Here is a 25,894-nt window from a genome sequence, read left to right as displayed (position 1 = left end):
TATCAGAAAAAAGACAAAAGGTAACACAAAAACACAAAAAAAAATTAAAAAAAATGTAAAATATAAGATGCCTCGACGCAAATATTTGATAAAGAGCAAGATATAACCACTGAAAATAAATTTATTTATTTGAAATAAACTGTCAACAATGTATTTCTTGTAATAATCGTGTGAAAAACATGCTGTACATCGCAACTTCCCCAATGCAAATATAGCCAATGTTTCAAATGTTGATATGTTTTGTGAAGAATATGTTAAACAAGAGATTTAATTCTAGCCATATATTATTGGTTCATAGCGCCGTGGGAGCTTCTGAATTACGCAGAATTGAACAGATGCCTTAAAATGTAATCAAAAACCAATTGTTAATAAAAAACGCCTCTGTAAATTGCATTAAATCAATGAAATATAACATAAATTGCAGTGGCAGGAAAAAAAAAATTGTAATTTCGCGTTACCTTTTAACAAAATCCGGATAAAGGAATGAACAAGATGCAATACTCCGATGAAGAGATCCTGGAAGGGATCAAGTTACGAAAAGCTGTGGTATTAGAATTCGTATATGAAGAATGCTATCCACTCATTAGAAATTTGGTTCTTAAAAATTCTGGAGAAAAAGAAGATGTGCAGGATCTCTTTCAGGATGCAATGGTTATCTTGTTCAAAAAGGTTAAAGACAACGGACTAACACTGCAATGCACTTTTAAGACTTATTTATTTAGTATTTGTCAGCACTTATGGTTGCAGCGGCTTGAGAAAAGAAAGAAAGACACATCAGTATTCAAGAGAGTATCAATAACAGCTGAATTGCAAGAGGAAGAATTAATTGAAATTTTTGATGATGAGGAAGAAAAATTTAGGATTTACCAGAAACATTTTCTTAACCTGGATCCGGAATGCCAGCAAATACTTAAATTGTTTCTGAAAAAATCCACAATCCGAGAAATTGCTGATTTGCTGGGATACCAAACAGAAGAATACACGAAGGTTAAAAAGTACAGATGTAAAGAAGAATTGAAACGTAGAATAGTTAACGATCCAGAATATAAAAATTTATTTTAAGACCTAGTATCATGACAAACCATTCGAGAAAAATAGAAAATTATTTGGCCGGTGAAATGTTGCCGGAAGAAATTCAGAGTTTTGAACTTGAACTAAAGCTCAATACACAGTTATCGAAAGAGTTTAACCTCTCACTAGAAATTGATGAAATGATCAATGAAGATGAAGATATATTATCTTTCAGAAATCAATTGCGGGAAATTCATGACCGTAAATCTTCGTCGTCAACTAAAATATTCTCCCTGCGTGATTTTAACAGGCGCTGGTATTACGCTGCGGCCAGTATTACATTGCTGATAATGATTTCCGGAATGCTTTACCTCATAATACCAAAAGATTATAGCAATGAGCGCTTATTCAGTATGTACTACAATACCGAAAAAGTTCTCAACGTATCCCGTTCGGCTGATAATCAACTTCTTGATGCTCTTATAAAGTACCAGCAAAAAGAGTTTTCAGAAGCCGCGCGGCTGTTTGAGGCTATCTTGCGCGAAGATGAAAAAAACATTGTGATCAGGTTTTACAGTGGCATTGCCTACATCGAAACTCAATACTACAACGATGCTATTGTTGCATTCAAGAAAATACTTGAAGGTGAAGACAACCTGTATACTGAACATGCAAGTTGGTTCCTGGGCTTAACCTATCTGAGAATTAATGAAACCGAGAAAGCAATAAGTGCATTTGATAACATTCTGCGTGATTCTGGAAATTACTATCATGCACAGGCTGAGGATATTTATACTAAACTGACTAAGAGGAACTAATAAGATATTTTATTCTGATTGAATTGGTTTGATTTTTGGTTTGATTTTCCCCGTCGTTGAGGCAACAACGGCGGGGTTTTTTAAAGAACACTTTTTTTTACTTTACTGCATTCAGTTTCTCAATCACAGGGGAGTATTGTTTTCCTTGCGATGCTAATATTGAGTTTCGTTGGCACGAAAAATCTCGACGCACTGAGTTCCGGAAAAAAGAAAATCCTGTAACGCCAGACTTCAGTAGGAGGCCGAGTAATAACCACTAAGGAATGGGTTCCGCAGGAACGAAACATGGATATGAAAAGGTGAAATGTACCGATCCTGCGGGCTCTCCAGGTAGTTGGTTGGATTTCATGATCACTGAACTAAAGTCCAGCTTCACAAGATGAGGCGAGTTTTCATCTCTTAATTTAAGAAAGATCCTGCTAACATTTTTTGAGCCGGAAGCGCCTGCCCTCAGTGCATCTTTGCAATACTTTAGCCTTTATAAAGCCTTTTGTTTTCGCAGTATGAGGAAAACATAAGCGCTGAAAATCGCTGTGGTAATGAGTTGGAGATAAATCGGTGTTGAGATCAACCCACCCTGGATCATGGCAAAGCTTAGCATACCAAATTTAAGTGCATAATAAAAGACTTTGCTGCCAATGATTGCAACAGCCATTGCAGCAAACTGATTGCGGATTACTTTGCCCAGTGCAAAAAATAGCCAGACGTTCAAAACCAGCTCCAGCGAGATTAAAAGCGACTTTAGGAAAACAGGGTGTGCTGAGATCGCAAATGAAAAGAGTGGGAGCGTTAAGGCAAGCAGATATGCGTTACGCTTCGTGGTGTGAGCAATTGCCAGTATTAGCATGATGCGCATAGGTTCAATCAGGTAGATCGGAACTGCAAGCATGTGGGAAAGCGCCGGTAGAAAGAAAACAAAAGCCAGTGCAGCTACATCAATTAGAATGGTGCGTAAACGCAGTGCGGAAGTGGAAACGATAGTTGTGCTCATTATTCTGACAGTTTTAAGATTAAGCAGCGGTCAGTTGCAAATTTAATTTTTTTCTGTTTACAGCCGTTTTTTTCTTTTTTATTGTCTGATTCTTCATACATGGCGGCAATGTTTTTTATACTTTGAGTATCTTTACAGCAAAATTTTTAGCAAGGCAATATTGCCAGATTCCTGTAATAGCTTGAACCATCTGAAGCTTGTAATATGAAAAGACGAGATTTTTTGCAAAAAACAGCGGCTGCTACCCTGGTCGCGGGAACTGCCTTTAAATTTGGAAGTTTTTCTTCGCTATGGGCGATGGAAGCCTCAGCTGTCAATGACAAGCCATACGACCTGGTTGCTGTGCGCAATGGCGAACCCGAGGCTATGTTCGACAAGGCAATTGAATCACTTGGTGGTATTGGTAAGTTTGTAAAACCTGGGCGAAGTGTTGTTGTAAAGCCAAATATCGGCTGGGATGTGAGCCCCGAAAGAGCTGCAAATACGCACCCCGGCTTAGTAAAACGGATTATCGAACATTGTTTCCAGGCCGGAGCAAAAGATGTTTTCGTTTTTGATAACACTTGCGATCTTTGGACGGCATGTTATAATAATAGCGGAATAGAAACTGCTGTAAAAAGTGCCGGCGGAAAGATGGTTCCCGGAAATGTTGAAAAAATGTATCATGAAGTGCAAATACCTGGTGGAGAGAAGCTGAAAACGGCCCTGGTTCACGAGACTATTTTGAATTCAGATGTTTTTATTAATGTCCCAATACTCAAGCATCATGCATCAGCACGTGTTACGATTGCTATGAAAAATCTTATGGGAATAGTATGGGATCGCAGGTTTTGGCACAGGAATGACCTTCACCAGTGTATTGCTGATTTTTGCCTTTATTCAAAGCCAACGCTAAATGTTGTGGATGCTTACCGGGTTTTAACCCGTAATGGGCCGCGTGGAGTGTCGGAGGCAGATGTTTTATTAACGCGCAACCTGCTTGTTTCAACTGATATAGTTGCCATTGATGCAGCCGCAACCCGTGTTTTTGGTTCGGAACCGGATGAAATTCCACACATTGTAATTGGTCATGATATGGGCATCGGGAATATGAACCTCCAGCAACTCTCAATCAACCGTATTAGCATGTAAAACATGTTCAAACCACACAATCTTAAGAAATTAAGGGTCTTTGTTTCAATAGTGTTTCTGCTTTCTCTTTCCTTTATCTTTTTAGATACCAAAGAAACCTTCCCGGTCTGGTTCAGGGAATCCTTTTTGTTTCTGCAATTGGTTCCTTCTGTTATTCAGGCTACAACCGTCATTGGATGGATGGCACTGGGCATTCTGGTTGTGATAATTCTTACCTTACTTTTTGGCCGGATTTATTGTAGTTTCATCTGCCCACTGGGCATCCTGCAGGATGTAATAACAAGAATCGCAAATTTGTTCCGGAAAAAGAAACGCAGGTTCAGGTTTTTAAAGGCCAGGAATATACTTCGTTATAGTCTTCTTATAGTAGTTGTTGCTGCGTCATTTTCAGGATTTATAATCATTTTAGGCTGGCTTGATCCATTCAGTGTTTTTGGCCGTTTTATGACCCATGCAGTCAGGCCAGTGTATATCTATATAAACAATGGTATATCCTCCCTGCTTTTCAGCATTAATAATTATTGGCTGAACCCGATTGAATTTCGTGCGTATAGTTGGGCATCAGCAGGAGCAGTTGTTGCATTAATGACCCTGGTGGTTTGGATGGCTGCCGCTTATGGCCGGCAGTATTGCAATACGGTTTGTCCGGTAGGAACATTTCTGGGTTTATTATCAAAATTCTCGCTCTACAAAATCAGGCTTGATCAGCAACTTTGCAACTCATGTGGATTGTGCCAGCAGGTTTGTAAAGCGGGCTGCATCAACACCAAAGAGAAATCAGTTGACATGTCCCGCTGCGTAGGTTGTTATAACTGCCTGACAGCCTGTAAATCAAATGGGGTGTTATATAGCATTGGGCTTCCAATTACTTCAGATGCTTCGCACAATTCTTCAAGGAGGCAATTTCTGGGCAGTTCGGCTTCACTGGTGATTGCCACTGCCGGCCTTGCAAACACTATAGATCAACCACAGCATGAGAATCCTACAACAATACCTGAAGAGAAAAACTTTCCCGTTTCGCCACCGGGATCAAAAAGTCTTGACCACTTTGTTTCAAAATGTATTGCCTGCCACCTTTGCGTGAGTGTATGTCCAAAGCAAGTACTACAACCCTCCCTTTTTGAATATGGGCTGAAAGGATTTCTGCAACCACGAATGGATTACCATACGAGCTTCTGTAACTTCGATTGCACTTTATGCGGCGAAGCATGTCCGACCGGTGCAATTTTGCCGTTAACACTGGAACAAAAACACGTTGAGCAGATAGGGAAGGTTGTATTTATCCGCCGCAATTGTATCGTGCGAACCGATCTCACCGACTGCGGTGCCTGTTCGGAGCATTGCCCTACCAAGGCTGTGATTATGGTTCCCTGGCGGAAGGTATTGCTGATTCCAGAAGTCAAGCCCGAGATTTGTATTGGTTGTGGCGCGTGTGAATATGCTTGTCCGACCAAACCCTTCAAAGCCATTTATGTGGATGGAAATAAAGTTCATCAAATCGCTGACAAACCTGAGGTTCTGGAACAGCTTGCAGCACCAAAACCGGAAGATGATTTCCCATTTTAATAAAAAAACCCACCAGTATATAACCAGCGGGTTTACAAGTATCAGATTCAAGTTCTTATGAAAGCCGGGCCCTTTTAAGTAAATCATCGGAATTCAGCAGCGCATCCACATACTGAGCGCGTTTGTAAACAAAAGGATCATTGAGCGTAGCAGCCGACAATTTGCCCTGGAAAGCCTTCAGACTATCGTAGCCTTTTGCCTCCATCCAGGCTTGTAAATCGCTGAGCATTTTCGCAATATGTTCAGGCTTATGACGATATAAGACGCTGACCACCTGTACGGCATCAGCCCCGGCAAGGATCATAGCAGCAATGTCTTTTCCTTCAAACACTCCTGTACTACTGCAAATATTGGCATTCACTTTATTGTAGAGCAAACCTGTAAAACGCAACGGCAAACGCTTGTCATTGGCATCGCTCAGGTTCCAGGGAGTAATATGCTTTTCTTCATCCACATTAATTTCGGGTTGAAAAAGCTTGTTAAAAACTACCAGGCCGTTTACACCCAAATCATCAATCTGTTTAATAAAATGCAGCGGATTGGTGTAAAAAGGGCTGAGCTTAACGCTTACAGGAATCTTTAGTTTGCCTTTTATAGCTTTGATAATGTCAAGTTGTTCTTCCTCTATTGATTTCCCATCATTGGTGAACTTTGTTGGGATCGCAAAAAAGTTCAGTTCGAGGGCATCAACACCTGTTTGTTCAATGAGTTGTGCATAATCAACCCATGATTCTTTGTACACTGCATTCAAGCTGGCTATCAATGGAATCTCTAGGCTTGCTTTCGCTTTTCTGAGATTTTCGAGATGGGCTTGGGGGCCGGCATGTTCAATACTCGGGAAAATACTGATCATTTCAGCATGGCGTTCATTGTACTCGCCAAGATCTTCTTCCATCTGGTATCGTTCTAATTGGATTTGCTCTTCAAAAAGCGATTTGTACACAATGGCAGCTGCACCGCTATCTTCAATCCTTTTAAGTACCGACGGATCGGTGCTGAGGTTCGAACTTCCAGCGATAACAGGGTTCTTAAGATTAAGTCCGAGGTAAGTAGTATTCAGGTTTGTCATATCTTTTGCTTTGAGGTTAGTGACGGATGATTATTAGTTTCTAATTGCTGACAAATATACAATCTTCGGCTGGAATTGTTCATCATTTTTTGGTTTCCATCCAAAGAGGCCTGATTAATCTCATAGAAAATGTATTTACGGATAATCGTGTATGGCAGATAATGCACAAATAGCAATCAGCTATTTTGCCTGGATTAATCCTCTGGAATGCTTGCCCGGCTGACTCCTGAAAAAGAGGTAATTTATAATGCTTACAAATAAGCTTACGCTATGTGTAAGATGAAAATAATTCAACTTTATTGAGTAATTTCGCCGGGAATTTGCGAATATCCAAAAGTGCTAAAAAACAGATTCTTAAATATATAGACTATGACCAAAAAGAGAAAATTCATTACTTGTGATGGCAATTATGCAGCCGCGCACATTGCTTATATGTTCAGCGAAGTTGCTGCCATTTATCCTATCACTCCTTCCTCAAACATGGCTGAATATGTTGATGAGTGGGCTGCCCACGGCCGCAAGAATATATTCGGTGAAACCGTGTTGGTGACCGAAATGCAATCAGAGGCTGGTGCAGCCGGAGCAGTTCACGGATCTTTGCAAGCCGGAGCGCTTACAAGCACTTACACAGCATCACAAGGTTTGCTGCTGATGATCCCCAATATGTATAAAATTGCCGGCGAACTGCTTCCCGGAGTATTTCATGTATCAGCCCGCAGTATCGCAGCACAGGCGTTATCAATTTTTGGTGATCACAGTGATGTAATGAGCACCCGCCAAACCGGTTTCGCGATGCTTGCAACAAGCAGTGTGCAGGAAATCATGGATATTGCAGCAGTAGCGCATCTTGCTGCTATTAAATCCCGTGTTCCTTTCCTGCATTTCTTCGATGGTTTCCGTACTTCGCATGAGGTTCAGAAAGTAGAATATTTCGATACCGAAGAATTAGCCGGACTAGTTGACCACAAAGCATTACAAGAATTCCGCGATCGCGCACTCAACCCTGAGAATCCTGTTACACGTGGTACAGCACAGAATCCTGATATTTATTTTCAGACCCGCGAAGTGGCAAACAGGTTTTACGACGCTTTACCCGACATCGTTGAAAATTACATGCAGGAACTCTCGGCTAAATGCGGACGCGAGTATCATCCTTTTATGTATTATGGTGATCCTGAAGCAGAAAATATAATTGTAGCGATGGGCTCAATTACCGAAACCATCCGTGAAACCGTAGAATATCTGAACGCGCAGGGTAAAAAAACAGGCGTTGTTGTAGTTCATCTTTATCGTCCCTTCTCTGAGAAATTTTTTTTCAATGTACTGCCAAAGTCGGTAAAACGCATTGCTGTATTGGATCGAACCAAAGAACCTGGCTCCATTGGCGAACCACTTTATCTTGACATAAAAAGCATGTTTTATGGAAAGGATAATGCGCCGGTTATTGTTGGAGGCCGCTATGGCTTGAGTTCCAAAGATACATTTCCATCGCATATTGTTTCGGTATTTGCCAACCTTGAGCAAAATGAACCTAAAAACGATTTCACCATTGGTATTGTTGATGATGTTACTTTCAAATCATTAGCCGTTCAACCGCAAATCAACGTACTGCCCAAAGGCACTTTCAGCGGAAAGTTTTACGGTCTTGGTTCGGACGGAACAGTTGGCGCCAACAAGAATTCCATCATGATCATTGGCGATCACACCGATAAATACGCCCAGGGATATTTTTCGTACGATAGCAAGAAATCAGGCGGTTTCACGGTATCGCACCTTCGGTTTGGCGATAAACCAATCCGGGCGCCTTATTTGGTGAAGAATTCGGATTTTGTGGCTTGCCACGTGCCGGCATATCTGGGTAAATACGACATGATCTCAGGTTTAAAAAGAGGAGGTGTATTTCTGCTGAACAGTATCTGGGATGCCGAAGAAACCAAGGAACGCCTTCCTGATGACATGAAGAAATACATGGCCCAAAATGAGATAAATTTTTATATCATCAACGCTACAAAAATTGCAGTTGAAATCGGGTTGGGCAATCGTACGAACACAATTATGCAATCGGCTTTCTTCAAGATTGCCGATGTAATTCCTTACGATGAAGCTTTAACCCATATGCGTAAAGCCGTTATCAAGTCGTTTGGCAAAAAGGGCGAAGAAGTTGTCAATATGAACTTTGCCTCAATAGAACGTGGCGCTGAACTTGAAAAAGTTGAGATCCCGGCAGAATGGGCCAATATCAATGTCCAGGTCACCACCGATGATCGCGATATCCCCGATTTTATCCGCAATGTGGTTGAACCTATGAACGCGCAACGTGGCGATGAACTTCCTGTAAGCACATTCCTTGGCCGCGAAGACGGAACTTTCCCACAAGGAACAACAGCATACGAAAAGCGTGGTATTGCTGTTGACGTACCCATGTGGATTCCTGAAAATTGTATTCAGTGTAACCAGTGTGCTTTTGTTTGCCCTCACGCTTGTATTCGTCCGTTCCTGATCAATGAGGAAGAAATGCAGCAATTGCCCGAAGGCCTTGACACCCTGACAGCCATTCCAAAAACATTTGATGGTTATAAGTACCGCATCCAGGTAAGTCCGCTTGATTGTACCGGTTGCGGCGTTTGCGTTGATGTTTGTCCTTCAAAAGTAAAGGCCCTTGAGCTTATGTCACTCGAAAGTCAGCATCACGAGATCGAAAACTGGAACATGGTTTCAAAGCTTGTTTCATACAAAGACACTATTGTTCCAAAGGATAAATCAGTCAAGAACAGCCAGTTTGCACAACCGTTGTTTGAATTCTCAGGAGCCTGCGCCGGTTGCGGTGAAACTCCATACGTAAAACTTGTGACCCAACTCTTTGGCGAGCGCATGATTATTGCCAACGCAACAGGATGTTCTTCCATTTATGGCGGTTCAGCACCTGCAACTCCTTATACTGTGAATAAAGATGGGCACGGGCCGGCCTGGGCCAACTCGTTGTTCGAAGACAATGCAGAGTATGGATTAGGGATGGCACTTGCATCACGCAAATTACGCGAAAGAATTGCGTTGCGCATGAAAGACGCACTTTCCAATGGCATCGGCGACACAGCCAGGGAAGCTTTCAGTTACTGGCTCGAAGTGATGGATGATGCTGAAAAATCGAATGGCGCATCATTGAAAGTAGTCGAAGCCCTGCAAGGACTCAATCATCCACTTGCCAGTGAAATTCTCAACCTGAAACATTATCTCACCAAGAAATCAGTCTGGATTTTTGGTGGCGATGGCTGGGCCTATGATATTGGCTACGGTGGTTTGGATCACGTGATTGCATCAGGTGAAAATGTGAACCTGTTGGTGCTGGATACTGAAGTTTACTCGAACACCGGTGGACAGGCTTCCAAATCAACCCCGGTCGGAGCTGTTGCGAAGTTTGCTGCTTCAGGCAAAAAGATCAGGAAAAAAGATCTCGGAATGATGGCCATGAGCTACGGCTATGTTTACGTAGCCCAGATTGCCATGGGTTCCAGCCAGTCACAGGCCTTAAAAGCCATTCGTGAGGCAGAAGCTTATCCCGGTCCATCGGTTGTGATTGCTTATTCACCATGTATTGCACACGGTTTACGTTCGGGCATGGGCATGACCCAGGAGCAGACAAAACTGGCAGTGGAAGCAGGCTACTGGCATAATTACCGCTTCAATCCTACGCTTGAAGAAGAAGGCAAGAATCCTTTTGAACTTGATTCAAAAGAACCCGATTGGAGCAAGTTCCAGGAATTCCTTCATAGCGAAGTACGCTATACTTCGCTTGTGAAAGCTTTCCCTACCGAAGCAACCGAGCTCTTCAAAGCAGCCGAACAAAATGCAAAATGGCGCTACAACGCCTACAAACGTATGGCCGCTATGGAGTTCTAAAATTACCGGTAAATTTAAAAACAACAGGACCCGACTGGCTTTCAAACCTGTCGGGTCTTTTTCATTATTTTTGTCACAAAATATTCAATACCATGAGAAAAATCAGCCTGGTTTTATCGAGCATTCTGCTTGCACATGTTTTATTCCTTCCTGCGTGTTTTCCACCTTTTGAACCAAAAGAACCTGCAACGATAACTGATACAATCGTTTCGGATACTATCCCTGTACCCGAATTAACCGAAGCTGAGCTTGCCAAAATCCCTATCGGGGAGCAGGCTGTGATGGCAACGCTTTATACACAACAGGCCGCAGAATATCGTGCGTTGTGTTATCAAACGTTTAACCTTGCACGCTTCATGCTTGAACGTGATTTACGCGATAATAATGTGAACTCACCCCGGGCGATCATCTGCGATATTGATGAAACCTTGCTTGATAATAGCCCACATAGCGCCAAATGCATCGAAAACCAAACTTCTTATCCTGATTTCTGGGATGAATGGTGTGAGTTGGGCAAAGCCAGGGCTTTACCCGGCGCTGTTGAATTTTTGAACCTGGCCCGAAACTACGGAGTTTCCATATTTTATATTACGAACCGCCGCGATCATTTACAGGAAGCAACAATGCGAAATATGCGTGAGTTGAACTTTCCCCAGGTTGAAGACAAGCATATGATGTTTCGAACCGCCGAATCCGGAAAAGAGAACCGAAGGATGGCCGTTGCCCGCAAGCATCATATTACCATGCTTATCGGGGACAATCTGAATGACTTTACCGATGTGTTCGAAAACAAAAGCGCGGCAGAAAAGCTTGCCCTTACTGATAGCCTGCACCTTGAGTTTGGCAGAAGGTTCATAGTTCTACCCAATGCCATGTACGGCGACTGGGAAGGAACTCTTTACAATTATAACTTTGCAATCAGCGACTCAGCCAAAATGGCCATCCGAAGACAATGGATGGAATCATTTTGATATTGTGTGAAGCATTGCGTTAAATGGGAGTTAGATCAGATTTAAAAGAAAACTGTATCCGTTATACGCTGTTTTGCACAGGCTTGTTTTATTTAAAGTTCCTTTCAAAAAGATCCTCGTTTTCAAAATAGTTGTCCGTAGTTAATGAGTAGATACAAGGGTCTTCAAATCCTAAATATCCGTCATATTGCTTTGCGAATACACTTACCACCTGGAAGTGGCTGTCCAAATGAATCCATAGCATTGGGTAATGTCTTGAAAATTTCTGTCGTTTGGTGTAAACTAAAGTCACTCTCTTACAAGCAAGGTCATCTTTGTTCCCTTCACAGCAAAAATCAGTTTCAGAAAACTTTTGATTCACGAGTAGTCTAATATCACAATTAGGATTAATCTCTTCTTCTAATTGTGATTTTTGTCGTTTACAAGTCAGGTTGTGAAGTCCTGCTAGTGAAGTGATTTGGTAAGGTTGTCCCAAAATTTCTTGAACATCTTCCAAATTCATTCCAATTTTAATCTGTCTTATTTCAGTCGCGGAAAATTCTCCTGCCAGGTCTCGTTTATCCATTGACAAGTTAACCGTAATAAATGCGATTACGATGAAGACTGAAATTAATATTGTATGCTTAAGTTTCATTTTTCAGTTTGTGCATTACGTTCCGTAACTATACACAGGGCGGGATTTAACCGATGAACATCCTACGAAGAGTTGCTTTTCAAATACTAGTTTCCTGTCAACGAAGCACTGAATCGCGACTTGTGGATAGTTTGCTGATAGCACTAGTTGTTCTTTCCATGTATTTTCATAAGGTTGTTTTCATAGAGTCCACCAGCGTCCACACGCGTAATATCAGCAATGGAAAGCATAAGCATACCTCTATCTAATGTGGACATTGTTCCAAATTCTTTAATAACAATTGTTTCAGAGTCCATTTCTTGAAGTTGTCCAATAATTGTCCAGGCTGAGTTGATGTCCTGAATTTGAAGGCTCACGTAACCAAAAGCCTTGTCAATTGATTTTATAATGCTTTCAATCGAGTCAACACTGATGTCTGCAAGTTCTTTAATCTGCTCTTGTCTTGTGATTATTTTGGAAGCACTTTTTATTTCGTTATTGCCCCATCGAATTCTGGTAATGTCTTGTCGTCTAAAAATTATGACTCCATTATAAAAACCGTCGTCGCTGTAATTCTCCAACAGAATAAAATTGTTGTTAAAAACTCGAATAAAACCAAAAAACGATTCGTCATAATGGTCTGTAAAGACATCGACAAAGATTCCTTTTGTCTGAAGTGTTTCAAGTGTCTTTTCTGCTAAATTCATGGTTGCTATGTCTTGTTACAATTAGTGCTAACGGCCTATGCTCCTCTAAGTGCGGGATTTCGAGGCACTTCACTTCCCGTTTAGTAGTTAGTATACTTGATGTAATTACTTTCATATCAGCACTTTCGCCCGCATTAAGTATAGCCAATGTTGTGGTGTCGTTATTTTTTAACACCATTCAATTAATTTTTTATCAAATTCAATAATCGGAATTTCCGTACATCCACCAATTTCATCAGCATTCACGTCATTTTCGTTGTCGGCTAAAATCCATTTTCCGCTTTTGTGCTTTAATATCAATCCGCTGAAAATTTTGTTTCCGCCAGTCAGATTTGTGTTTTCGGTTTGCTCGACTATTATTTTATTCCCAGTAATCTCAACTTTACATTCTGCATTTTTCATTCGTCCACCGAATTCGGCAAAGTATAATTCGTAAATGAAGTTACCTTGCGGGATTCCATCTTGTAAACTGTTTTGTGGAATTTCGGCAGAATAGAAGTTGCCAAACAAATCTAAACTATCTTTTGGCAAATCGTAATTTACTAAACTCGCATCTTCTGAAGTTATTACAATTGAAAATCGTTCATTCTCAAATTGTCCGATTGCTACCAGTCCGCGTTCAGATACATTTTTAACTGTCAAGCCTTTTGGTATTCGGAATACGGAACTGTCTGATTGAAAATATCCGATTTCAATATCTTTTTCTAATCGACCAAGTTCGTTTGAAGGACTATTCAACCAATTCCATACGAATGCTAGAATGAACAAAACATTCAACAACATCGATATTCCAAAAATCCATTTTCTCATTCGTAATGATTGGTTTTAATGCACCACAACTGGTAATATCCTCAAATGAATCAATAAACCTCCACTTCAAAGGGCATCCTTGCCTGGATTCCGTTGAAACTGGCTGCGTTTTTCAGGTATTCGTAATAGGTGTAGTATTCGCCCATTTCAGTTTTTACAGCCTTTTTTACGCCTGAACCAGAAAAATCTTCCATGAGCATGGTGAGAAAATCTTTTTGCACAGGAAGTTCTGTTACCCGCCAATCTTCAAGACCGGCAAGCTGAGCTGTTAATTCAATGGCGTCATTCAAACCTCCAAGCTGATCTATAAGGCCGATTTCCAAAGCATCGGTACCTATCCAGATACGGCCCTGTCCAATGGCGTCTACTTCTTCTTTGGTCATATTTCTACCGGCTGCCACGTGGGTGATAAACACTTCGTAAATATTGTCAGTCATTCTTTCCATGATCTTTCTTTCCTGATCATTCATTGGTCTGTTGAAAGGTATGAAATCTGAAAACTCATTGGTCTTAACTTCATCGAATGTGATGCCCAGTTTGTTGTTGAAGAACTTCTGCATGTTGGGGATCATACTGATCACACCAATTGATCCTGTTATTGTTGAAGAAGTGGCCACAATCTTATCAGCGCCACAAGCGATATAATATCCACCTGAAGCAGCTACATCGCCAAACGAAGCAACTACCGGTTTCTCCGCTTTAGCAAGCAATACTTCACGAAGTATCACTTCAGAAGCAAGTGCACTTCCTCCGCCCGAATTCACACGCAGGACAATGCCTTTTACATTTTTGTCTTCGCGGGCCATTCTTATCGTTGCCGAAATTTTTTCAGAACCAATTGTGGTCTCATCACCTTCACCTGGTAAAATGGTTCCCTGTGCATAAATAACGGCGATTTTATCACGCGAACGACTACCGGATTCCCTTGCCACCGGGGCGTTCATATATTTGCCAAGTTCCACAAAGCTTATCTTTTCACTTTCGGCGATTTCGAGTCGTTCTTTCAGATCAAGTAATAACTGATCCTTAAAGCAAAGGGCATCAACAAGATTATGTTCAAGCGCATCTTCTGCTTCTTCAATTTTATAGGCGTCAGCAATTGCGTTGAGTTCCTCAACCGACAAATTCCTTGCTTCTGCCATTTTAGCAAGCATTTGCGACCAGGCGCCATTTACATACGCTGAAAGTTGCTCGCGGTTGGCATCGGTCAGTTTATCGAAAATCAAAGGATCGGCTGCGCTTTTATATTTACCGTAGCTGATCACCTGTGGCTCAATGTTTAATTTCTCGAGCATTCCTTTCAGAAACACAGCCCTGGCAGTCAAACCTTTGAGTTCAAACATTCCCTCAGGGTTCAGATAAATCTTATCTGCTACAGTGGCAAGGTAATAGGTGGTTTGAAAATAGTTTTCGCTGTAGCTTATAACGAACTTGCCACTTTCGCGGAATTTTTCCAATGCTTCACGGATCTCGCTCAATGTGCTGAGGCCAGCCGGAATAAGCATCGGTTCAATAAGAATTCCCTTAATGTTCGGATCGTTCGAAGCTTTTTCAATGTTTTCAAGATAGTCGTTAAGACCCGGGTTGGTCTTAAACCCGCTGAAACTGCTTGATGAAAAAGGGTTTTTTGGTGAGCGGTCAATGATTGGCTGATCAAGCTTCAGGTGAAGAACAGTGTTGGGCTTCACAACGGTAGTTTCTTCCGAGAATGAGGCAATGGAAACGAGGATGCCAATAAAGATAAAAAGCAACAGCAAACCGGCGATGATAAATCCCAGCATGGATGCAAACATGAATTTAAAAAACTGTCTCATAGATTTTGATTATTGAGGTTAATAGAGAAAACGAAAGGATACGATTTATTTTGAGCATCCGAAGATAGGAAGTTTTTATTTGGTGGAAGAACCTACAGCAAAATTTAATATTTGCGCAAGAGTTGTATTTTTGACGCCTACAATTCCCTTATGTTACACAAAGCTTATTTATTGTTGGGAAGCAACCGTGGCGACCGCGTCAGTATGCTCAATGAAGCTAAAGTTTTAATTAGTGATCAAACCGGAAAAATCAGTCAGGTATCATCTGTGTATCAAAGTGTTCCCTGGGGTTTTGCTGATGAAACCAATTTTCTGAACCAGGTTATTTGCATTAAAACTCACCTTTCACCTTTTGATCTGCTTGCCGGACTAATGCGCATTGAAACAATCCTTGGACGTACAAGACATTCTGATGGTTATACCAGCCGTTTAATTGATATTGATATTCTGTTTTACGATAATATAATTCTCATTGACGAAAATCTCACAATTCCACATCCACGGCTGCATGAACGTTTATTTACTTTATTGCCACTGGCTGAATTAGCGGAAGAATTAGTACATCCGGTATTTCACCTGACAGTGGGCGAACTTCTAAATAAATGCGACGATGAGTCTGATGTCCGAATATTCAACAACGAAACGATTCCCGATAAGTCTTAATGAATGATGAAGCAGGACACATTGAATTACAAATACATTTGTGTAGAGGGCAATATAGGCGCCGGCAAAACCTCGCTGGCAACCAGGCTTGCCAATGATTTTAACGGGAAATTGATCCTTGAGCAATTTGAGGACAATCCTTTTCTTCCGAAGTTTTATAAAGAGCCGGCAAAATATGCTTTTCCGCTGGAGTTGTCATTTTTGGCTTCTCGTTATCAGCAGGTGAAGGATCAACTGGCGATGATGGATCTTTTCAGATCCTTTATCGTGTCAGATTATTTTATTAATAAATCATTGATATTTGCTCGCAAAACGCTGCAGGATGATGAGTTTGCTTTGTTCAACCGCTTGTTTAACATCATCATAAGCACGGTTCCCAAACCTGAACTGCTGATTTTTCTTTATGTAGATGTGAAACGCTTGCAGCAAAACATCCGCTACCGGGGCCGTTTGTATGAACAGGCCATTGAAGATTCCTACCTTGAAAAAATTCAATCCGGCTACCTCGATTATCTCCGGCAATTACCGGACAGCAGGATTTTATTAATGGATACCAACTCCCTCGATTTTGTTGGCAACCCAACAGACTACAATCGTTTGTTGGAAGTAATAAACACGAAGTACGAACCTGGAATACACACAATAGTTTTCTAGGATCATGCTAAAAAACAGTGGGTTAGTATCAAAAAAGAGCTCATTAGATTATCGGAATAAATTAGGATTGCAAATTGAAAAAAATATTACTTTTGCAAACCCAATTAAGAACGGGGTGTGGCGCATCCCGATAGCTATCGGGAGGCTAGCGTGTCCCGACTGGAGTCGGGAAGGTCGTGAGTTCAGAAATGAGAAGAAATTAAATCGGGGTGTGGCGCAGATGGCTAGCGTGCTTGCATGGGGTGCAAGAGGTCGTGAGTTCGAGTCTCACCACTCCGACAAAATCAAAGAGCAGAAACCCTGCTCTTTTTTTTATTTTCAGCCTTGTAGAGAAGTTTTAACTTTCGGTAAAGAATTCAATGGTATGTTAATTTTCCTTCTGCGGGTAACCTACTGTTTGCGTGAGGATAATGATCATATTTTCATCCAACGCCATTTCCTTTTTCAGGATTTCCGAGTCGAAAAGAGCACGTACTACTGCAACAAGTCCTTCTGAGGCGCAATAGAGATATACATTTTGTGCAATAAAGCCAGCATTGGTATGTGATGCCAGCAGTTGGCGTTCGCTATGCGGGTTCTGAACTTTTTGCTGGTTGGCCACATAAACAAGGTTAAGGGGCGCTTTTCCTACGTAATCCTGCGAACCTGTGTTCGCACGAATATCGCGGTTATGTATTTGAACCAGGGTGTTTTCCCAGGCATCATATACGTACAGCCCCGAAGCTATTGAAACATAAATTTCAATTTCCTGGTAATTTCTTGAAGTAGGAGCGGTACGTTTTCGTTCCTCAGGACGATTGTAGCCAAATCCAGCCCAGAGCAAATCGGAGAGGGTTTGAAGATCTGGTTCGCGCTCGGAAAATGTACGGCTTGAATGCCGTTCATTGAGCGCTTCCATCAGTGGTTTCCCTCCGGTTTTTTGTGGTTCAGGTAAAACTATGTTTTGAGCGGTAATTGAAATTCCTGATGCCATGATCATAAGGATAAAAAGTTTCTTCATTTGAATAAGATTTTAGCGGCTATGATTTAATTAACCAGTATTTCAAAACTATAAGGTTGTATTGTAACAGTTACATGGTTTTCATTTTTGTCAGCCTTGTTTCCAAAATTATCTTTTAATATTGTTTCGTTAAATATTTCAGGTAGTTCAAATGAAATAGTTGCTGGCTGGTTTCCTTTGTTAAAGGCTACAATGGTTATTTCATCAAAATACCGGCGTGAGTATACCCAAGTGTCGTTGCTGAGATGAAGCACATATAAATCGCCATAAATCAATGAAAGCCTGTTTTGGCGCAGTTTTGTCAATTTTGCTGCAATTTCTTTTGTTTCGATTTCTTTTGGCGCCAGGTTTTCAAAGCGCATAGGCCTGCGTGAATCGGGATCGCCACCACCCGGAATGCCTATTTCATCACCATAATAAATGACAGGAACCCCGGGAATGGTCATTGTAAAGGCAGTGAGCATACTCAGTTTAGCATAAGCATTAGGGTTTCCAACCTTGATATCCCTGCTCCAGCCAGCCTCAACGCCGTCTTCATCAAAGCTCAATGATCCACCTGCAAAGGATATAAAGCGCGGCAAATCGTGGTTGCCGGTGATATTGCCCATCAAATGGTTAGATCCGTAATAGTCAAAGGTTTCCATTAAAGAGTTGTTCATCCTGATGAAACTTTCGTTATCGAGAGCAAAGACGCTACGGGCATCAAAGTAAAGGTTAAAATCAAACTGTCCGTCGAGCAAACCTGATCCAACATAACTTCCAATCAGCTCGCGGCCGCCAAAAGTTTCACCGATCTGGTAAAGCCTTTTATTTTGGGGCAACATGACTTCTTCTTTCAGTTTGCGCGTGAGTGTACGCCAGTATTGTTCGGGAATGTGTTTGGTAGCATCGTGCCTGAAGCCGTCGAGCTTGTATTCTTTGATCCAGTACAAAGCGGAATCAGCCAACAATTCAGCTACTTCCGGGTTGCTTAAGTCGAGCGTTGGCAGGAAAGTGTCAAACCAGGTGGTCAGGCGCTGGTCGTCCCAGAGCCGGATATTTTTTTGTCCGTCAGGCAGTGTCAGCTCCGTAGCCCATGCAGGATTTTCTTTTATAAGTTTATTTTCCTCATGCACATGGTTCGAAACAAAATCTAACAGCACATTAATGCCGTTGGCATGTGCTTCTTTAACAAGTTCATGCATTTCGGCGGAGGTACCGAAGCGGTGGTCAACTGTCGTCAATGTGATGGGCCAGTAGCCATGATAGCCGCTGTACTTGCGTTTGGGTTCAGGATACTCAACATAAGCCTGAAGCGGATTTTGGGTAATCGGCGATAACCAGATGGAATTGATGCCAAGGTTCGCAAAATAACCATCCCGGATTTTTTTTGTGATCCCGGCCAAATCACCTCCCCAATAATTTGTCTTTGAATTTACTTCCGGATCATCAATTGGTTCATCGTTTTCCTGATTGCCATTATTGAACCGGTCAATCATCAGGAAATAAAGGATGGAAGCTTCAGCATCATCGCGGGTGAGCATGCTAAGGCTGTCTAATACCTGTCGCTTATGGAGCGGGATCAACAGATCATTTGAAGCACCTTCTTTGTTGTACGACCAGATACGAATAAAGGAGCGATCTGTATTTTCGGCCGCCTTCGGTATTGTAATGACCAGCTTATTGCTTTGTCTGATTATGAATTCAACAGGCAAACGATGGTTCTGCCAGAATACAAATATTTTCTCCGGATCATTCTCAAAGCCAACCCTGATCTGATCCAACTCTGTGCTAGAAGTAAACAGGCGAGGCACGTTTAAGGAATCACTATTTCCGACGTTCAACACCGAATTGAACCCACCGATGTTGTTATCTGTAATATCCGGATTGTTCAGGTCGAGACTTTCTTTCCCATCAAGCATAAGCAGGTATTGATACCTCCCGGGGTTAAGCTCAAGTTCAGTTTGCCAGAGCCCATCCCTGAAAACCATCGGAGTAGCGCTGCGGTTCCAGTTGTTCATCTGGCCAAACAGATGAACACTACGGTAGGCTTTGTTTTTGGGGTCGAAACTGTAAACAAACTTAACTTTTTTCGACTTCTCCACAAGAATTGAATACTTATATCCTGTGACCCAGATTTTGAGTTCAGAGTATTGTGGAATATCATCGTTTTTAGCAGTGATCAGCACTTCACCCGCTTCCTTATTGTGATGAAAAGTAAAAGCTTCATTGCCATTTACTGAATCTACAATTGCAGGGTCTAAAAAGTAATCGGCCAGCAAAAGCACCGATTGGGGCCCTTGTAGTTTAAAAGGTGAAGCCAGGCCGGGTAAATGGCTTTCTTTTGGAAAAATCTCACTCTGTCTTTGGTCAAGACAGGATGTGAATACAAGTAATAAAAGAGAAAGTGGCAACATCTGCTTTTTCATAGTAGTATCAAGTTAGATCCTTATTGAATGGTTATTTATTAAGAAATCTTTTAGTTACTGATGAAGTGATTCATATCAGATCATGCGTTTTAAGCGGAATGAAGTTCTTATGATTTCATTGTCGCGGTTAAGTACGACAACCACCCTGCTTCCCGGTTTCGACCGCAAAATGTTGTTTATGTCGGTTAAAGATATGCTGATTGCGTTTTTCCCATTTATTGCCACAATAATGTCGTCATTTTTCAAACCCGCATGAAATGCAGGTGAACCCTCTATCACATTGATTATCCTGAAAGTATTGAAATCAACTCCATCGGCGATGATGTCAATTCCACCAAGGTTAAACTCAAAAGGATAACTGTAGGCTCTTGATTTTCTCAGGTAAATCATCCTGCCATTGTAATCAATTACAATGGTAAAGCGGCTCAACAGGTCGCCACCAATCGAGCCATTACGGTTGGTCAGCAAATTCACATCCGGGCTAGAATAATCCTCGGTAAATGAAGCCAGCACATCCTCGAATTCAAACTTGTTAATTGAAAGATTCTTAATCCTGCCGAGTGAACCTTTTAATTCTCCTCCGAGTCCCCAACCAATAATGGTCGCAAGATTGTCTTCAGGTAGAAGAATGTCTTCGTCAGAATCTTTTTCCAGAAGCAAACCATGGCTTGCCCCGGAGTCAATCAAAAGCTTCGGATTAAAAACGGATCCCTCGAATTGGGTCATACTTGCTTCAATATACGGACGGCCTTGCTCAATAGTGATGGGAATAGCTGTGAAATTTCTTCGTGGCTTGAAAACATCCGGGTCATAAACAGTAATCAGGTTGCTTTGGTAATCAATCATTACAACAAAATGGTTGAAAAATTCATAACCGATGATGCCATGAACATTCATGCCCAGGTGGGTTCTTAACTCCAGATAATCCTCCTCGAGTACGATAAGTGATTGTCCCTGCCCGTTAATGCCAGGCATTGATAAAGATACATTAGTTGCAAGGTAGGCATTAAGTTCCCGGATGTGACCTGCGCCGGCGATTGTCACGGATCGGTCGTATGAAATATTAACAATATCGCTGATGGTGCGATCAGTGAGAATGGTGGTTCTGACCCCGGTGTCGAGGATGAAATTCAATGGTAACTGTCCATTGAGCATCACGGGTATAATCACAAGGTTATTTACCTTTTCAAAACCGAATGTTGTTTTACCATTTTGATTTATGATCTCAAAACCAATAATTTGCCCAGAGGCAACAAAGCACATTAGCAGCAATCCAAAGGAAAGCAAGCTGGCGATTATATTGGTTTTAAGTTTCTTCATCGCAAAGTGGTTAAGTTACCTGCATATGAACAAATGTCTTGTAACAAAGGTTCTAAATATCGCCACAACCAGCCTTTGCCCATTCCTTCATGAACTTCAGCAATTCTTCTTTATTGGGCGAATATCCATTTCTCACATAAAAGCCGGAAGTGCTGACACCGGTTGCACAGCATTCGGCTGGCTTAAGACCATACATCCATGCATGACTGAACCCGGCATTGAAATTATCGCCAGCGCCTGTAGTGAGTTTCGGTGAGGGTGTGTATGGCCCTTTTACCCACGCTGATTCAGTTTTGGTTGCAACTGCTGCTCCTTCAACAGGGTGAATTACAATGGCAGCCAGGTCAAGCTGTGAGCGGATTTTTATGGCTCTTTCAATAATATCTTTTTCTACGATCCCAAGCACCGAGGCAATAATGGACGATTCGTTCTGGTTCATGCTTAAAATCACATTGGTTTGCATACGGTTAAGGATTTCCAGCACGATGGCAATATCATCGCCTGTACGTTTTGCCGGATCGGCGAGGTCAATGAACAAATCGGGTTTGATTTTCATTGACTCAAAAAGCGAGTTAAATCCAAGCAACACACTGTTGAGTTTGCCGAGCATAGTCCAGTTATTGCAAGCTACAAGGTGGGTTTTTTTGAGGATTTTCTCAAGTTCCGACTGTTGGATAAATGTCAGGAGCTTGCCCCAGCTTACGTCCTCAAGCTTGTTCATCTTGCCAAGCATTAGTTTACCATCGAGAAATTCAAGTGCATCGGTGTGACCCGGGTCTGCCATACTTATTACTTTTTCACAGGCATCGGCGAATTCACGAAATACATGGTGTACTTCGCCTTCACCCAACGCTCCCATATAAACGATCTTATGGTTTTGAGCCAGCAACATATTGGCATAAATTGGGCCATTACCCCCTAATTTAATCTGGATCGGAACCAGTTCAATATTTCCGCTGAGACCCGAATAAGTAGCGATGCGTTTTGAAAATGCTTCAATGGTTTCAATCCGGTTGAATCGCTGCATGTCCTCGCGTTTATCAACCACGTGAATGATTTCATCAACAAACCCATCAAAGCCTGCCAGAACGCTGAAAGTTTCAATCTGGTTCTCCAGTTTTTTAAATGCCGATTTTACAGTTGCAACCTGATCCATGTTAGTTTTATTTTGAGGTTATTAAGTTATTGTTTGTTATCTGTTTGTTGGTAAATTTTGTAAGCATATAGCTTCATCATTCCGACCCTTCGGCCTTTCGCTCGTCATTCCCTTCGTCCCTCGTCCCTTCGCCCCTCGCTAGACCCTGCCAAAAGTTTTCGTGATCTTTTTAAGCTTAAGTGCATGTTCATCTTTCAGGTTTTCAGCCTGGTAGCGCCACTTCCAGTTGCCTGATGACGTTCCGGGCACATTCATTCTTGCTTCGGATCCCAACCTGAGTACATCCTGTAATGGAATAATTGCAAGATCAGCAACTGATGACCAGGCCAGTTTAATGAACGACCAGCTTATATCTCTTTCGTCGGGGTTAAAATAATCACGAAGGATTTGTTTGTCTTTTTCCTTGCTCGATACGTACCAGCCCAAAGTGGTGTCGTTGTCGTGTGTTCCTGTATAAACAATGCAGTTACGCTGATAGGTATGGGGCAAAAAGTCATTTTCCTCCTCTGAATCGAACGCGAATTGAAGTATTTTCATACCGGGGAAACCAAATCCATCGCGCAATTCAATCACATCCGGGGTAATCACACCCAGGTCTTCAGCGATTATGGGCAAGTCGCCAAGCTGGTCTTTTACAGCCTGCAACAAGTCTCTTCCGGGTGCTGGCATCCACTCGCCTTTGATAGCTGTTTTTTCTCCAAACGGAACTGCCCAGAATGCAGCTAATCCACGGAAATGGTCAATTCGCAAATAATCGTACAAAATGAAATTGGCTTTCACACGCTCAATCCACCATTTGAAATCGGTTTCCTTCAAATATTCCCAATTGTAAAGCGGATTTCCCCAAAGTTGTCCGGTTTCGCTGAAATAATCGGGTGGAACTCCGGCAACATTTACAGGGTTGCGTTGCTTGTCGAACCAGAAATTATCATGATGGCACCATGCATCTGCACTGTCGTGTGCTATATATAATGGCATATCACCAATTATACGAACTCCATTGCGGTTGGCGTAAAACCGAAGTTCAATCCACTGTGTGTAAAAGAAATACTGTATAACCTTTAGAACCTGAATGGAGCTGTTGAGTTCGGAAAAAATATTTTCAATTGCTTCCTGTTTCCGCAAACGAAGGTCAGCATTCCATTCCCACCAGGGTTTGCCATCATGTTTATCCTTAATAGCAATGAAGGTAGCGTAGTCGTCAAGCCAATATATGTTTTCCTGGCAAAACACCTCGAATTTGGTTTGCTCAGCCCACGAAGTCTTCTCGAGGAAACGACTGGCAGCAGCAGTAAGCAAAGGCATTTTATGGGCATAAACTTTGTCGTATTCAACAACACCGGGATTGAATGGCTGATTAATTTCTAGTTCTATTTCTTTCAGATAGCCTTGTTTTACAAGGATTTCAAGGTCAATCAGCATAGGATTGCCTGCAAAGGCTGAGTAACATTGGTAAGGGGAATCGCCATAACCAGTATGCCCCAATGGTAGCAACTGCCAGGTTTTTTGCTCCGATGTAATCAGGAAATCAACAAATTTGTAAGCTTCGTCGCCGAAAGTGCCGATACCAAATTTGCCTGGTAATGAAGTTATGTGCAAAAGAATACCACTACTACGTTTCAGTTTCATAAATAAGTTGTTTTTGTTTGTCCTTAATAATTTTCTCGTCGGCATCTTTTACAAAGAATACCATGATGGCGGCTATCAGGAAGGAGAAACCACCAAGTACTAATGCGTAAATGGCATGTCCACCGGCTAAACGGCTTACAAAGAAGCCCAGGATGCTCGCTGCCAGTATTTGTGGGATCACGATAAAGAAATTGAAAATGCCCATATAGGTTCCCATTTTATGCGAAGGTAGCGAACCGGTGAGGATCGCATAAGGCATGGAGAGTATGCTGGCCCAGGCCAGCCCAACGCCAAGCATGGAAATGATAAGCAGGTATTGATCTTTGAAAAAATATACTGAGATCAATCCCAGTCCGCCGGCAATCAATGAGATCATGTGTGTGACCCTGCGGTTGGTGTAGCGTGCAATTACCGGCAGCAGAAAAGCCACAGTAGCAGCAAAACCATTATAAACGGCGAACATAACTCCGACCCAGTCGGCGCCCTCATTATAAAGTTGGGATTCAGTATCGCTGGTTCCAAAAACATGGCTGGTGACTGCAGCGGTGGTATAAATCCACATGGCAAAAAGTGCGAACCATGAAAAGAATTGCACTATTGCCAATTGCGCCATGGTTTTAGGCATTCTGAAAAGATCGTTGATCACTACCACGAAACCATTTTCTTTTTTCCCGGCATTGATCAACAGGCCTGTAAGCAATTGTATGACCCCAAAGGCAATGATGCCTGCGGTGAGTATGTAAAGTTCCTCTTTTAAATGATAGATATAAACTCCGGAAGTAAGCAATAAGCCAATGATGACCCAGAACCAACTTCCTTTGATGTAATTGGATGCAGGGAGCAATTCTTCGCTATCGTGGATATCAGCAGCACCGTGATGTGATTTTTCAAGTTCTTCAAACGATTTGAGCTGTGCCGGAGAATATTCCCTGGTTCGGATCACAGTCCAGAGCACTGCAAGAAAAAATACGAGGCCGCCAATATAAAAGGAGTATTTCACTGATGGCGGAATTATACCTTCGGGGGCGACATTTGGGATGTTCAACAAGTTTGTCATGATATATGGAAGGCCGGATGCAACTACGGCGCCAATACCAATGAAAAAGCTCTGCATGGCAAAACCCTTGGTGCGCTGCTCAGGTAAAAGCATGTCGCCAACAAAGGCACGGAAAGGCTCCATAGAAATATTGATGCTTGCATCCATGATCCAAAGCATACCGGCTGCAACCCAAAGCGCCGGTGAGTTTGGCATGATAAACAGAGCAATGGATGCCAAAATAGCCCCTACCAGAAAATAAGGCCTTCTGCGGCCAAACCTCGTCCATGTATTATCGCTCATATGCCCGATGATCGGCTGTATAATCAGGCCAGTGACCGGGGCAGCAATCCAGAGTATGGGTATAGCATCAATGCTGGCGCCCAGTGTTTCAAAAATACGGCTTACATTGGCATTTTGCAATGCGAAACCAAATTGTATTCCCAAAAACCCAAAACTCATGTTCCAGATTTGCCAGAAATTGAGACGTGGTCGTGCTTTCATAAGTGTTTGTTATTCAGAAGAACCGAAATGAAATAATATTTAAGTGTGCACCCGGAAAACGACAATTAATTATTAGTAAGCGAATAGAGGCTGTCTCAATTGGTCAAATCTTGTCATCCTGAACGA

General features: G+C 42.0%; 18 protein-coding genes, 1 tRNA gene and 1 pseudogene. 8 read left to right on the top strand and 12 right to left on the bottom strand.

The features are described from left to right. Positions 1–483 precede the first annotated feature (483 nt). Positions 484–1,062, top strand: a complete 579-nt coding sequence (locus IH597_11955) for a sigma-70 family RNA polymerase sigma factor (GenBank protein ID MBE0663165.1) — start codon at positions 484–486, stop codon at positions 1,060–1,062. An 11-nt stretch (positions 1,063–1,073) separates the two neighbouring features. Next, positions 1,074–1,829: a hypothetical protein gene (locus IH597_11950; protein MBE0663164.1), complete on the top strand. Its 756-nt coding sequence runs from the start codon at positions 1,074–1,076 to the stop codon at positions 1,827–1,829. Between the two features lie 478 nt (positions 1,830–2,307). On the opposite strand, the gene IH597_11945 is transcribed toward IH597_11950, so the two are convergent. After that, positions 2,308–2,820: a hypothetical protein gene (locus tag IH597_11945; GenBank protein ID MBE0663163.1), complete on the bottom strand. Its 513-nt coding sequence runs from the start codon at positions 2,818–2,820 to the stop codon at positions 2,308–2,310. A 204-nt stretch (positions 2,821–3,024) separates the two neighbouring features. Here IH597_11945 and IH597_11940 point away from each other — a divergent pair, with 204 nt between their 5' ends. Together IH597_11940 and IH597_11935 are read left to right on the top strand one after the other, a co-directional pair. Beyond that, positions 3,025–3,951: a DUF362 domain-containing protein gene (locus IH597_11940; protein ID MBE0663162.1), complete on the top strand. Its 927-nt coding sequence runs from the start codon at positions 3,025–3,027 to the stop codon at positions 3,949–3,951. A 3-nt stretch (positions 3,952–3,954) separates the two neighbouring features. Continuing rightward, complete coding sequence (locus tag IH597_11935) at positions 3,955–5,517, top strand: 4Fe-4S binding protein (GenBank protein MBE0663161.1); 1,563 nt, start codon at positions 3,955–3,957, stop codon at positions 5,515–5,517. Positions 5,518–5,572: 55 nt separating this feature from the next. On the opposite strand, the gene IH597_11930 is transcribed toward IH597_11935, so the two are convergent. After that, positions 5,573–6,586: a dihydroorotate dehydrogenase-like protein gene (locus IH597_11930; protein ID MBE0663160.1), complete on the bottom strand. Its 1,014-nt coding sequence runs from the start codon at positions 6,584–6,586 to the stop codon at positions 5,573–5,575. Between the two features lie 369 nt (positions 6,587–6,955). On the opposite strand from IH597_11930, the gene nifJ reads away from it, so the two are divergent. Both nifJ and IH597_11920 read left to right on the top strand, forming a co-directional pair. Continuing rightward, positions 6,956–10,483 (top strand): pyruvate:ferredoxin (flavodoxin) oxidoreductase, encoded by a 3,528-nt coding sequence (gene nifJ, locus IH597_11925; GenBank protein MBE0663159.1) that lies wholly within the window; start codon positions 6,956–6,958, stop codon positions 10,481–10,483. A 92-nt stretch (positions 10,484–10,575) separates the two neighbouring features. Next, on the top strand, positions 10,576–11,454 hold the full coding sequence (locus IH597_11920; GenBank protein MBE0663158.1) for a 5'-nucleotidase, lipoprotein e(P4) family: 879 nt from the start codon (positions 10,576–10,578) through the stop codon (positions 11,452–11,454). Positions 11,455–11,542: 88 nt separating this feature from the next. Here the strand turns inward: IH597_11920 and IH597_11915 are convergent, their stop codons facing one another. The 4 genes from IH597_11915 to sppA form a co-directional block, all read right to left on the bottom strand. Then, the gene (locus IH597_11915) at positions 11,543–12,088 is read right to left on the bottom strand and encodes a hypothetical protein (GenBank protein ID MBE0663157.1); all 546 of its coding nucleotides are present in this window, start codon (positions 12,086–12,088) and stop codon (positions 11,543–11,545) included. Positions 12,089–12,231: 143 nt separating this feature from the next. After that, positions 12,232–12,774: a hypothetical protein gene (locus tag IH597_11910; protein MBE0663156.1), complete on the bottom strand. Its 543-nt coding sequence runs from the start codon at positions 12,772–12,774 to the stop codon at positions 12,232–12,234. Between the two features lie 168 nt (positions 12,775–12,942). Next, a complete protein-coding gene (locus IH597_11905) occupies positions 12,943–13,584 on the bottom strand; it encodes a hypothetical protein (GenBank protein MBE0663155.1) in 642 nt (213 codons plus the stop codon). 50 nt (positions 13,585–13,634) lie between these two features. Further along, on the bottom strand, positions 13,635–15,398 hold the full coding sequence (sppA, locus tag IH597_11900) for a signal peptide peptidase SppA (protein ID MBE0663154.1): 1,764 nt from the start codon (positions 15,396–15,398) through the stop codon (positions 13,635–13,637). Between the two features lie 150 nt (positions 15,399–15,548). Here sppA and folK point away from each other — a divergent pair. Continuing rightward, positions 15,549–16,715 (top strand): annotated as a pseudogene (gene folK, locus IH597_11895) (2-amino-4-hydroxy-6-hydroxymethyldihydropteridine diphosphokinase). Between the two features lie 205 nt (positions 16,716–16,920). Continuing rightward, a tRNA-Pro gene (locus IH597_11890) sits at positions 16,921–16,994 on the top strand. Positions 16,995–17,082: 88 nt separating this feature from the next. Here the strand turns inward: IH597_11890 and IH597_11885 are convergent. The 6 genes from IH597_11885 to IH597_11860 all read right to left on the bottom strand — a co-directional run bounded on the left by IH597_11885 (position 17,083) and on the right by IH597_11860 (position 25,768). Further along, a complete protein-coding gene (locus IH597_11885) occupies positions 17,083–17,715 on the bottom strand; it encodes a SagB/ThcOx family dehydrogenase (GenBank protein ID MBE0663153.1) in 633 nt (210 codons plus the stop codon). A 26-nt stretch (positions 17,716–17,741) separates the two neighbouring features. Continuing rightward, a complete protein-coding gene (locus IH597_11880) occupies positions 17,742–20,123 on the bottom strand; it encodes an alpha-glucosidase C-terminal domain-containing protein (GenBank protein ID MBE0663152.1) in 2,382 nt (793 codons plus the stop codon). Between the two features lie 75 nt (positions 20,124–20,198). Next, the gene (locus IH597_11875; GenBank protein MBE0663151.1) at positions 20,199–21,443 is read right to left on the bottom strand and encodes an aspartyl protease family protein; all 1,245 of its coding nucleotides are present in this window, start codon (positions 21,441–21,443) and stop codon (positions 20,199–20,201) included. Positions 21,444–21,495: 52 nt separating this feature from the next. Continuing rightward, a complete protein-coding gene (locus IH597_11870) occupies positions 21,496–22,599 on the bottom strand; it encodes a carbohydrate kinase family protein (GenBank protein ID MBE0663150.1) in 1,104 nt (367 codons plus the stop codon). A gap of 138 nt (positions 22,600–22,737) precedes the next feature. Then, positions 22,738–24,273: a 4-alpha-glucanotransferase gene (malQ, locus tag IH597_11865; protein MBE0663149.1), complete on the bottom strand. Its 1,536-nt coding sequence runs from the start codon at positions 24,271–24,273 to the stop codon at positions 22,738–22,740. Beyond that, entirely contained in the window at positions 24,212–25,768 is a 1,557-nt protein-coding gene (locus tag IH597_11860) for an MFS transporter (protein ID MBE0663148.1), read from the bottom strand. Before IH597_11860 ends, malQ begins: the two co-directional genes overlap by 62 nt. Positions 25,769–25,894: the final 126 nt, after the last annotated feature.

The sequence above is a fragment of the Bacteroidales bacterium genome, from assembly GCA_014860575.1.
Taxonomy (GTDB): Bacteria; Bacteroidota; Bacteroidia; order Bacteroidales; family JAAYJT01; genus JAAYJT01.
This window is presented reverse-complemented; position numbering and strand designations above follow the sequence as displayed.